The organism is Streptomyces sp. NPDC037389, assembly GCF_040636475.1.
GTDB lineage: Bacteria > Actinomycetota > Actinomycetes > Streptomycetales > Streptomycetaceae > Streptomyces > Streptomyces hesseae.
Genome location: NZ_JBEZUS010000007.1, coordinates 316738 through 327785 on the forward strand (window position 1 = coordinate 316738; position 11048 = coordinate 327785).

Below are 11048 nucleotides of genomic sequence, written 5' to 3' on the forward strand. Positions count from 1 at the left end.
TCCGTGGCTGGTCGCGCAGTTCCCCGCGCCCCCTACAACACGCGGAACGGTCCCGCACCCCGAACAGGGCGCGGGACCGTTCGCGTACGGCGGCGACTAGCCGAGAAGCCCCCCAAGGGCCCCTCCGCCGCTGGAGCCGCCCGAACCGCCGCCGGACCCACCCGTGGATCCACCGGTGGAGCTCCCCGTCGTCGCCCCCGAGGAGCTGTGCTGCGGGGCCGCCGGAGCCGGCGCCTGGTGCGGGGACTGCGGCGCCGGGCGGACACTGCCCGCGCTCCCGCTGGACTGCCCGGCGCCGCCCGCGGACGCCGTGGGCGTACGGACCGTGCCGGCCGGCGCGGACGGCGTGGCCCCGGGGGTGGGCGTCTTCCGGTTGGACGCGCTGGGCTTCGGCGTGCCCGACGTCGCCGGGCCGTGCGAGCCGCGCGGCGAGGACGAGGAGGGCCGCTGCGGCAGCGGCGAACCCTGGAGGCTGTTGGACGGCGGGGGCGGGGTGCCGGGCGCCTCGGCGACCCGGGAGGAGCGGACGGCCCCGCCCAGCATCGAGCCGGTGAGCAGCGAGATCCCGATGAGTACCGTGGCCATGACCGCGCCCCGGCGCAGCACGCGCCGCCGCAGCGCCCAGAGCTCGGCGCGCGGCCCGAGCCGCCGCCAGGCCTCGCCGGCGAGCCGGCCGTCGACGGAGTAGAAGGGCGCCCCGGCGATCACCAGGGGGCTCCAGGCGGCCAGGTAGATGATGTCGGGCGCGCCGTAGACCGGGGTGTTCCGCCAGCTGACCGTGACGAGGAGGATCACGGAGAGCAGCACGCCGACGGCGGCGGCGATCCGCTGCCAGAGGCCGAAGATGGTGAGGACGCCGATGACGACCTGTGCGAAGGCGACGCTCAGGCCGGCGCCGACGGGGTGGGCGAGGGCCAGCTCGCGCAGGGGCTCGGCGGCGGCCCAGGGGTGGAGCTGGTGGAGCCATTCGACCAGGGAGCCGCGCTTGCCGCCGTCGAAGTAGACGGGGTCGCAGAGCTTGTTCATCCCGCCGTAGACGGAGATGAGGCCGAGGAAGACGCGCAGGGGCAGGAGGACGACGCCGAGGTTCATCCGGCGCCCGGGGTAGTAGGCGTGCCGGACGGGGTCGCCCTGGCGGCCGCGCCGGAGCTCGTCCTCGTCGGCGTCCTGCTCGTCGGCGAAGTCGTCGAGATCGTCGGGGTGGCCGGCGTCCTCGTCGTAGGCGCTGTGGGTGGGGCGCATGCCGCGCAGGAGCCGGGTCGGCGGTCCGCCGTGCTCCTCGGCGGGCCCGCGCGGGCCGATCACGGTGGCCGGGGCGTCGTCGACGCTGATGCGCGGCAGCACCTGGGTGACGCCCGCGTCCCCGCCGCCGACCGTGGGCAGCGGGGCGGTGAGGCCGCCGGAGTCGCGGACGGCCTGGAGGAGCTGGGTGGAGGCGGAGTCTCCCGGCCCGGTCCGCCCGCTCCACACCACGGGTGCGCGGCGCTTGGCCCCGGCGCTCTTGGCGGCGGGGATCCGTGCCGTGTCCGCTGCCCCGGCGAACTGCCGGGCTGCGCGTGGGGGCCGGGCGAGCTGCACCCGGAAGCTCAGATGGTTGACGATGACCTGCGCGGGGTCGGACGGGACCTTCACCGTACTCAGCGCGGGCTGGTCGTCGTACCCGGAAGAGCTTCCCCCCGTAGGTGTGCGGGGTGTTCTGGTGTCCACACTCATCTAACCGAGTGACCGGAGGTTAGGACACTGCCTTGACCGGTTGGATGTGTCCAGGACCCGTCAATATCTTCAGAACGTCTTCGGCCGAACGTCTTCCGTTAAACGCGCGACGGCGGGTAAACGCGCGGCGGCCGGGGAGGATCCTCCCCGGCCGCCGTCGTACAGCTGGTCCCGCTGGTCCCGCCCGGCGCGTCAGGCGCGGCGGCGCGACGCCTCGTAGAGCACGACGCCTGCCGCGACACCGGCGTTCAGCGACTCGGCGCCGCCCGGCATGGGGATGCGCACACGGAAGTCGCAGGTCTCGCCGACGAGGCGGGAGAGGCCCTTGCCCTCGCTGCCGACGACGATCACGACCGGACCCTCCAGGGCGTCCAGCTCGTGGAGCTCGGTCTCGCCGTCCGCCGCGAGGCCGACGACCATCAGGCCCTCCTTCTGGTACGCCTCGAGCACCCGCGTCATGTTGGTGGCGCGGGCGACGGGCGTCCGGGCGGCGGTGCCGGCGGAGGTCTTCCAGGCGCTGGCGGTCATACCGGCCGCGCGGCGCTCGGGGACGACCACGCCGTGGCCGCCGAAGGCGGAGACGGAGCGGACGACGGCGCCGAGGTTACGCGGGTCGGTGATGCCGTCGAGGGCGACGATCAGCGGGTCCTCGGCGTTGCCGGCGGCGGCCGCGGTCAGGTCCTCGGGGTGCGCGTAGTCGTACGGGGGCACCGACAGGACCAGGCCCTGGTGGTTCAGGCCGTTGGTCATGCGGTCCAGCTCCGGACGCGGGGCCTCCATGAGGTTGAGGCCCTTCCCCGTGGCGAGCTGGATGGCCTCGCGCACGCGCTCGTCGCTGTCGACGAACTGCTGGACGTAGAGCGTGTTCGCGGGCACGCCCTCGCGCAGCGCCTCGACGACCGAGTTACGGCCGACGACGAGCTCGTTGGTGCCCTTGGGGCCGCCGCGGCGCGGGGCCGGGCGGCGGGCTTCCTGCCTGGCCTGGGAGGCGGCCACGCGGTTCTTCTTGTGTCCCTTGCGCATGCTCGCGGGCGGGGTCGGGCCCTTGCCCTCCAGGCCCCGGCGCCGCTGGCCGCCGCTGCCGACCGTCGCGCCCTTCTTGTTGGACGTGCGACGGTTCCTGCGCTGGCTGTTGCCGGCCATGGGGGTCACCTATCTCTTTACTGCTCAGAGCCGCATGGGGCGAGGCTCAGTAGACGTGCGTACGAAAAGTGTCCCTCAGGACAGGGTCCAGCGGGGGCCGGAGGGGGTGTCCTCGATGGCGAGGCCGGACTGCTGGAGCTGATCGCGGATGGCGTCGGCGGCCGCGTAGTCCTTGCGGCCCCGGGCGCCCTCACGCTGCTCCAGCACCATCCTGACCAGGGAGTCCACCACACCGTGGAGATCGCCGCCACGGCCCGTGGCGGCGCCGGCCCAGTGCTCGTCCAGCGGGTCCAGGCCCAGGACGCCGAGCATGGCGCGGACCTCGGCCAGCCGGGCGACGGCCGTTTCCTTGTCGTCGGCGCTCAGGGCGGAGTTGCCCTGGCGGACGGTGGTGTGGACGATCGCGAGCGCCTGCGGGACGCCCAGGTCGTCGTCCATGGCCTCGGCGAAGGCGAGCGGGACCTCGGCGGCGGGCTCGACGGGTCCGGCGAGCTCCACGACGCGCTGCATGAAGCCCTCGATGCGGGCGAACGCCGCCTCGGCCTCGTGCAGGGCCTCCGGGCTGTACTCGATCATCGACCGGTAGTGCGGGGTGCCCAGGTAGTAACGCAACACGATCGGGCGCCACTGCTTGACCATCTCCGAGACCAGGACCGAGTTGCCCAGCGACTTGGACATCTTCTCGCCGCTCAGGGTCACCCACGCGTTGTGCACCCAGTACGCGGCGAAGTCGTCCCCGAAGGCCTTGGCCTGGGCGATCTCGTTCTCGTGGTGCGGGAAGATCAGGTCGAGGCCGCCGCCATGGATGTCGAAGGACTCGCCCAGGTACTTGTGCGCCATGGCGGAGCACTCCAGGTGCCAGCCCGGGCGGCCGCGGCCCCAGGGGGTCTCCCAGCTGGGCTCGCCTTCCTTGGCGGCCTTCCACATGGCGAAGTCGCGCGGATCCCGCTTGCCGGTCTCGCCCTCGCCCGAGGGCTGGAGGAGATTGTCCAGCTCCTGGTTGGAGAGCTGGAGGTAGCCGGGGAAGGAGCGCACGTCGAAGTAGACGTTGCCCTCGGCGGCGTAGGCGTGGCCGCGCTCGATCAGGCCGCGCATCATCTCGACCATCTCGGTGATGTGGCCGGTGGCACGGGGCTCGACGGTGGGCGGCAGGCAGCCCAGGGCGGCGTAGCCGTCGTTGAACGCGCGCTCGTTCTCGTAGCCGATCGCCCACCAGGGGCGGCCCTGGTCGGCTGCCTTCGCGATGATCTTGTCGTCGATGTCCGTGACGTTGCGCACGAACGTCACGTCGTAGCCGCGGTAGGCGAACCAGCGGCGCATGATGTCGAAGTTCAGACCGGAACGGATGTGCCCGATGTGCGGCGCTGCCTGTACGGTCGCCCCGCACAGGTAGATCGAGACGCAGCCCGGGATCAGCGGGGAGAAGTCACGGATCTGCCGGGCGCTGGTGTCGTACAGGCGAATGGTCACGGCACCAGGGTAGTGGCCCTGAGGGGGTGCATCGCCCCTGGCGGCACGGGCTGACTCGATAACGGGTACGAGCGCGGAGCCCTACTGCGGCGGAGCGACAGCTTCCGTGGAACCCGTGGCGGGTCTTTGACCTCTCCTTACTATCTGCACATGATAGGGGGCCGCATGGTAGCTTCCCCGGCGGTCGTGCCTTCCCGGCCAGGCCCCCGATAAAACCAGCGAAATCCGGACACAGGACTCAGGAGGGACGTTGACGTCCTCCGTGACGGTGCAGCAGCGGCAGAAAGAACGTCCTGCCTCACCACTCCCGCGAATAGCGCCCAAGGGGAGACTCGCCGCGCTGGATGGTCTGCGTCTGCTCGCAGCCCTCATGGTCGTGCTCTATCACTACATCGCCTTCAACAGCGCCGCGTGGTCCAAACCTGCCACCGAGCGCTTCCCGGTGGCGTACGTGCCGGCGTCCTACGGGTGGCTGGGCGTCCAGCTCTTCTTCCTCATCAGCGGCTTCGTCATCTGTATGAGCGCCTGGGGCAGAAGCATCGGTGATTTCGCGACCTCGCGCGTCACCCGCCTCTACCCCGCCTACTGGTTCGCCGTGCTCGCCGCGACGCTCGTCGTCTCCATCTGGCCCGTGAACGGCCCCGGACCCTCGCTGAGCGATGTCGCGGTCAACCTCACGATGTTCCACGAGCCGATGAAGGTCGCCCCCGCGGACGGGGTCTACTGGACGCTGTGGGCGGAGATCCGCTTCTACCTGCTCTTCGCGCTGCTCATCGCCTGGAGAGGGCTGACCTACCGGAACGTCGTCGGGTTCTGCGTGGTCTGGGCCATGGCCGCCTCCGTCGCCGCGGGCCTCGACGTCGACGCGCTGGACGCGGTGCTGATGCCGAACGACTGCTGGTTCTTCATCGCCGGCATGGCGTTCTACCTGATGTACCGCTACGGCCCGAATCTGCTGCTGTGGGGCATCGTCGCCGCGACCTTCGTGGCCGGTCAGCACTTCGCGTTCAATACGCACCACAACGTGCAGAAGTACGTGGGGCACAAGCTCCCGCTGTGGCCCTTGGTGATGCTGCTCGCCCTCTTCTACCTGGCGATCGCGGCAGTGGCGCTCGGTAGGACGAGCCGGATCAACTGGCGCTGGCTGCCGACGGCGGGCGCGCTGACGTACCCGCTCTACCTGCTGCACGAGCGCATCGGCTGGACGGTCATCAAGGAGTTCGAGAACGACGTCTCGCGCTACGTCCTGGTCCCCGCCCTCGTCGCGCTGATGCTGGCGGCCTCCTGGCTGCTGCACCGCTACGTGGAGCGCCCCGTCGCCCGTTTGCTCAAACGCGGCATGACCAAGGCGCTGGCGGACATGCGCGCACCGCGCGAGCGCACCTGACGCCACCCGGCGGCTCCCGCGAGCCCGCCCGCCCCGCCCCGACGGCGGCCCCCCGGTCATCCGGGGGGCCGCCGTTGCTCCTTTCGGGGGACCCGCCATGGGCATCGGGCGGAAACCGGGAGGCCGACGGCCCGGCCGTGACATTCGGTCACCCGTCGGGCACGTTCGGTGTGCCAGCATGCAGGGTGGCCCGTAAGCGCAGCGGGCCGACAGCCAACGGGAGAGGACGACATGCGTTTCGCCAGCGGCGGCGAAAACGATGGCGTCCGACCGGGTGGGCCTGGTCCCAGGCTCTGCATCCTGGACGGACTCCGTCTGCTCGCGGCCCTCATGGTCGTGCTGTACCACTACACGAGTCTGAACGGCGGCTGGAACCGCGACCCGCGCCTGCTGTTCCCGGGCATCGAGCCGATAACGCGCTACGGCTGGCTGGGCGTGGAGATCTTTTTCCTCATCAGCGGCTTCGTCATCTGCATGAGCGCCTGGGGCAGGTCGCTGGGCGACTTCGTGGTGTCCCGGGCCGGGCGGATCTACCCCGCCTACTGGGTGGCGATCCTGCTGACCGGTGGCGTGGTCATGCTGTGGCCGGAGGTCCGCTCGGTGGCGGGCCCGGAGACCGTGTTCACCAACCTGACCATGCTCCAGCAGGGACTCGGCGTCTGGGACGTGGACGGCGTCTACTGGACGCTCTTCGTGGAGCTGAAGTTCTACGTCCTCTTCGCCCTCGTCGTGGCCAGGGGCGTCACCTACCGCCGCTGTGTGATCTTCTGCGGCGTCTGGACCCTGGCCGCCGCCATCGCCCCGACCGCCGACAGCAGGCTCCTCACGCTGTGGACGACGCCCTTCGCGGCGCCGTACTTCGTCGCGGGCATCGCCTACTACCTCATGCACCGCTACCGGCCCACGGCCCTGCTCTGGGGCATCGTCGCCATCTCGTACCTGCTCGCCAACCACCAGGTGGCCAAGCGGGTGCACGACAACGCCAACCACGCGACGGCGCTCTTCCCCGCGCAGGCCATGGTCTTCGCGATCTTCGCGGTGATGGCGCTGGTGGCGCTGGGCACCTTCGACCGGGTGCGGTGGCGCTGGCTGACCACGGCGGGCGCGCTCACCTACCCGATGTACCTGCTGCACCAGTACATCGGGATGACGATCATCTACGCGCTGCGCGAGACCGTCCCCCCGCTGCCGCTCGTCACCGGGCTGATCACGGTGATGCTGGGCGCCGCCTGGCTCATGCACCGCTACGTCGAGCGCCCGCTCGGCCGGCGGCTGCGCTCGGCGCTGCGCAGGGGCATGGAGGACATCCGCCACAGCGGGGCGGCACCCGCGCTCGACGGACTGCCGCTGCTGAACGAGCCGCGGCGCTCCGACCGGGTGGGCGCCGTGCGGTCGGAGGGCGGCTGAGAGGCGGACGCCTAGAGGGAGCCGACGACCTTGCGCGGCGTGATGCGGACCACGACGCGCTGGGCGTCGTCCTTGGCGGCCGGGTTGAAGTCGGCGTAGTCCTTGCCGGTGTACTTCCGCGACAGCTCGTCGATCAGCTCGGGACCGCCCTCGGTGGTGATGCTGGCGGTGCCGCGCACCTCGGCGTAGGTGTACGGCGCGTTGGGCGGGTTGACCATGACGGTGACGCGGGGCTCGCGGCGGAGGTTGCGCTCCTTGCGGCGGCCGACCGTCGTGGAGAACAGCAGGTCGTCGCCGTCGCGCTTGATCCAGGTGACGGAGAGCTGGGGGCTGCCGTCGGGCTGGACGGTGGCGATGGTGGCGAAGACGGGGTTGTCGTCGATGTACTTCTTGAGGTCGGCGGAGAGCGGCATGGGGGGCCTTTCCTGGTGGGGCGGGTGCGGGTCCGTGGATCTTTCCCCTGACCCTTCCCCCAGCTAACGCTGGGAGGTGCCCCACTTCCCGAAACCGGGGGCTCCGCGCGTCAGACGCGATACACCAGCGCCGTCGCCATGGCCGCCAGGCCCTCCGCCCGGCCCGTCAGGCCGAGACCGTCCGTCGTCGTGCCCGACACCGCCACAGGGGCCCCCACGGCGGCGGAAAGCGCCTTCTGCGCCTCTTCCCGCCGCTTCCCGATCTTCGGCCGTACCCCGATCACCTGAATGGCGACATTGCCGATCTCGAACCCGGCCGCGCGCACGATCCGCGCCGCCTCCGTCAGGAGCGTGACGCCGGACGCGCCCGACCACTCGGGCCGGTCCGTGCCGAAGTGGGCGCCGAGGTCGCCGAGCCCGGCCGCGGAGAACAGCGCGTCGCAGGCGGCGTGGGCGGCGACGTCGCCGTCGGAGTGACCCGCGAGGCCGTGGCTCGCGCCCTCCCACAGCAGGCCCGCGCACCACAGCTCGCGGCCCTCCTCGAAGGCGTGCACATCGGTGCCGATGCCCACCAGGGGCAGCACGGGGCGGTCAGAAGCCATCGTTGGCCCTCCTACGGGCGAGTACGGCCTCGGCCAGGACGAGGTCCAGCGGGCGGGTCACCTTGAACGCCTCCTCGTGGCCGGGCACGACCACGACCTGGACGCCGAGCCGCTCGACCAGGCCGGCGTCGTCCGTGGCGCCCTCGCCCTCCACGGCGACCTTCTCGTGGGCCTCGACGAGTACCGCCCGGTCGAAGCCCTGCGGCGTCTGCACGGCCCGCAGCAGCGCCCGCTCGGGCGTGCCCACCACGGGCTCCGGCTCGCCGGCGCGCTCGCCGACGCTCGGCTCGACCTGCTTGACGGTGTCCGCGAGCGGCAGCGCCGGCACGACGGCGGGCGCGCCCTCGCGGACGGCGGCGGCGACGGCGTCGACGGTGTCGACGGGCACCAGCGGGCGGGCGGCGTCGTGGACGAGGACGGCGGTGACGTCGGCGGGCAGGGCCGCGAGACCCAGCCGGACGGACTCCTGGCGGGTCGCGCCGCCGGGGACGACCACGACGTCGGTGCGGGTGCTGTCGCGGTCGGCCAGCGGATGGGCGTCGAGGAGGTTGCGGACCTCGGCGGCGCCGTCCGGCGGGGCGACCACGACGACGAGCGAGACCGCGCGGGAGGCCGCCATGGCCCGTACCGCGTGGACCAGCATGGGGGTACCGCTCAGGGCCCGCAGGGCCTTGGGGGCACCCGGTCCGAGCCGGACGCCGCGGCCGGCGGCGGGAATGACGGCGGCGGTACGCGAAAACGTCTGAGAGCTGCCTCGATCAGACATTGGGTTGGCGTTCAGGTTTGTTTCCTTCGCCGAATTGGGTATGGCCTGGGGTACCCCCTGCTCCAAGAGCTTGGGCCCGAAGAGCTGGGGGAGTGCCGGGCACGATGCCCCGACCAGCCCCTTCCGTGACGACTGGTCGGGCCGGCTGCCCGGGCCCGGCACGCCAAGCACGCGATGCGTAGGCACAAAAGCTGTAGAGCCAAAAGCTGTAGAGCCGAAGACGCCGCAGCGCCCGCCGGATGACTCTTGAGTCATCACGCGGGCACCGCGGCACTTCTATGAAGCCAGTTGCGGGGCACAGCCGCCGGCACCTGTGCTGTTACGTCAGGACGCGAGAACCTCGTCGAGCAGGGCCTCGGCCTTGTCCTCGTTGGTGCTCTCCGCGAGGGCGAGCTCGCTCACCAGGATCTGCCGCGCCTTGGCGAGCATGCGCTTCTCACCTGCGGAAAGACCGCGCTCACGCTCACGCCGCCACAGGTCGCGGACGACCTCGGCAACCTTGATCACGTCGCCGGACGCGAGCTTCTCGAGATTTGCCTTGTAGCGACGGGACCAGTTCGTCGGCTCCTCGGCGTACGGTGCGCGGAGCACCTCGAAGACCCGGTCAAGCCCGTCCTGGCCGACCACATCGCGAACGCCGACGAACTCGGCATTGTCCGCCGGCACCCGAACCGTCAGGTCACCCTGGGCGACCTTCAGCACCAAGTAGGTCTTGTCCACGCCTTTGATCTGGCGAGTTTCGATGGCCTCGATCAGCGCGGCCCCGTGATGGGGATAGACCACGGTGTCGCCAACCTTGAACGTCATGTGACAGGTACCCCTTCCGTGGCTATCCAGTCTAACACGGGAACTGTCCGTTCTGAATGGCGTTTCCGCAGGTCAGGGCATATCTCAGGGCTTGACAACAGCAACCGGAACGTGCTGCGGAGCCCTTCCGGAAGCAGGTATTCGCAGGTCGGAGCGGTTGTCCGGGTCAGGCGAAACGCACACGTTACGCCTGTCGGACAGGCCCCGCGAGCGGCCGAACGTCCCGATTTGCCGGGCTCCGGTCGGCCGACTTCCGGTACTCCGTTCGGGGCGCGCATCCCTTCCGTACTTCCCTTCCGGAATTGATCAAGTTCGGCTTGATCAATTCCGGAAGGGCCTTCCCGGGACCTCTCGCATTCATTGCCGATATTTCCTCGCGTCACCCGGCCGGACGTTCCGCGGCGGCCGAAGTTCCGGCCGTCGTCGATATTCGGCCGTGGGGCCGTCGCGGCGCCGAGTTGACCATGGGGGCGGGTCGGGTGCGGACGCCGTACGACGGCTCGGTAACCTAAGCCCGCTGACAAGACCCTTATCCCGTGCGTACCTCGTACGTGAACCCTCGTCCAAGGAGATGCCGCCGCCGTGAGCAGCAGCCTTCGACGCGGCGCTCTCGCCGCTTCCGCCCTCGTGGTCTCGATCGCCTCGCTCTCCGCCTGCGCCGCGGGGAACAAGGCGCAGACGCTGGAGGTCAAGCCGGACAACGCCGCCACTTCGGTCGGCGACATCCGGCTCCAGAACGTCAATGTGATCACCCAGGAGGACCTCAAGGCCGGTGGCCCGGCGGTCGTCACGGGCAAGGTCTTCAACAACGGCCGCAAGGACCAGGAGCTGCGCTCGATCAAGCTCACGGGCGTGGACTCGCCCGTGACGCTGGCCCCGGCGAAGGGCTCCGGCCCGGTCGTCGTGCCGGCGGGCGGCTCGATCGTCCTGGGCGGCAAGGACAACCCCTCCGCGGTGCTGCCGAAGGGCCGCGAGGGCCTGAAGGACGGCGCGACCCAACGGCTGTCCTTCGACTTCAGCTCCACGGGTGAAGTGAAGATCGCCGCGTTCGTCGTCCCGGCGAAGAGCTTCTACAAGGACTGGGGCCCGACCCAGTCCCCCGCCGGCCAGCCGAGCGCCCCCGCGGGCGCCTCCTCGGCCCCGGCCGGCGCGCCTGCGGGCCAGCCGCAGGGCGCCGGCCACCAGGCGGGCACCAAGCCGGGCGCGGGCGCCTCGGCCACCCCGCAGGGCGGCCAGCAGCAGCACGCGGGCCACTGACGGTATGAGAAGGGGGGGGGGGGGGGGGGAGAGGCGGGCCCGGGCCCCCGCCCAAACCCCGGCGGGGTTAAGGGGGGAGCGAG

General features: G+C 71.2%; 10 protein-coding genes. 3 read left to right on the forward strand and 7 right to left on the reverse strand.

Features of this window, described 5'->3' with window-relative positions; genetic code table 11:
- Positions 1 to 96: 96 nt before the first annotated feature.
- From AB0E98_RS18145 to cysS, 3 genes are all read right to left on the reverse strand, one after another.
- Positions 97 to 1713 (reverse strand): DoxX family membrane protein, encoded by a 1617-nt coding sequence (locus AB0E98_RS18145; RefSeq protein ID WP_361703359.1) that lies wholly within the window; start codon positions 1711 to 1713, stop codon positions 97 to 99.
- A gap of 192 nt (positions 1714 to 1905) precedes the next feature.
- Positions 1906 to 2856: a 23S rRNA (guanosine(2251)-2'-O)-methyltransferase RlmB gene (gene rlmB / locus AB0E98_RS18150; protein WP_361703362.1), complete on the reverse strand. Its 951-nt coding sequence runs from the start codon at positions 2854 to 2856 to the stop codon at positions 1906 to 1908.
- 75 nt (positions 2857 to 2931) lie between these two features.
- On the reverse strand, positions 2932 to 4326 hold the full coding sequence (cysS, locus tag AB0E98_RS18155) for a cysteine--tRNA ligase (protein ID WP_361703365.1): 1395 nt from the start codon (positions 4324 to 4326) through the stop codon (positions 2932 to 2934).
- Positions 4327 to 4576: 250 nt separating this feature from the next.
- Between cysS and AB0E98_RS18160 the strand changes: the two genes are divergently transcribed.
- Both AB0E98_RS18160 and AB0E98_RS18165 read left to right on the forward strand, forming a co-directional pair.
- Positions 4577 to 5713: an acyltransferase gene (locus AB0E98_RS18160; RefSeq protein ID WP_361703368.1), complete on the forward strand. Its 1137-nt coding sequence runs from the start codon at positions 4577 to 4579 to the stop codon at positions 5711 to 5713.
- Between the two features lie 231 nt (positions 5714 to 5944).
- Positions 5945 to 7120 carry an acyltransferase gene (locus tag AB0E98_RS18165; protein WP_361703371.1) on the forward strand — a complete coding sequence of 392 codons (1176 nt, stop codon included), beginning with the start codon at positions 5945 to 5947 and terminating at the stop codon, positions 7118 to 7120.
- An 11-nt stretch (positions 7121 to 7131) separates the two neighbouring features.
- On the opposite strand, the gene AB0E98_RS18170 is transcribed toward AB0E98_RS18165, so the two are convergent.
- From AB0E98_RS18170 to AB0E98_RS18185, 4 genes are all read right to left on the reverse strand, one after another.
- On the reverse strand, positions 7132 to 7533 hold the full coding sequence (locus tag AB0E98_RS18170) for a PPOX class F420-dependent oxidoreductase (protein ID WP_361703373.1): 402 nt from the start codon (positions 7531 to 7533) through the stop codon (positions 7132 to 7134).
- A 110-nt stretch (positions 7534 to 7643) separates the two neighbouring features.
- Entirely contained in the window at positions 7644 to 8135 is a 492-nt protein-coding gene (gene ispF, locus AB0E98_RS18175) for a 2-C-methyl-D-erythritol 2,4-cyclodiphosphate synthase (RefSeq protein ID WP_361703375.1), read from the reverse strand.
- Positions 8125 to 8901: a 2-C-methyl-D-erythritol 4-phosphate cytidylyltransferase gene (gene ispD, locus AB0E98_RS18180; protein ID WP_361703378.1), complete on the reverse strand. Its 777-nt coding sequence runs from the start codon at positions 8899 to 8901 to the stop codon at positions 8125 to 8127. Before ispD ends, ispF begins: the two co-directional genes overlap by 11 nt.
- Before the next feature lie 324 nt (positions 8902 to 9225).
- Positions 9226 to 9708 (reverse strand): CarD family transcriptional regulator, encoded by a 483-nt coding sequence (locus AB0E98_RS18185; protein ID WP_009716930.1) that lies wholly within the window; start codon positions 9706 to 9708, stop codon positions 9226 to 9228.
- Between the two features lie 582 nt (positions 9709 to 10290).
- Between AB0E98_RS18185 and AB0E98_RS18190 the strand changes: the two genes are divergently transcribed.
- Positions 10291 to 10965, forward strand: coding sequence for a DUF461 domain-containing protein (locus AB0E98_RS18190; protein ID WP_361703380.1), 675 nt, complete (start codon positions 10291 to 10293; stop codon positions 10963 to 10965).
- The last annotated feature ends 83 nt before the right edge of the window (positions 10966 to 11048 follow it).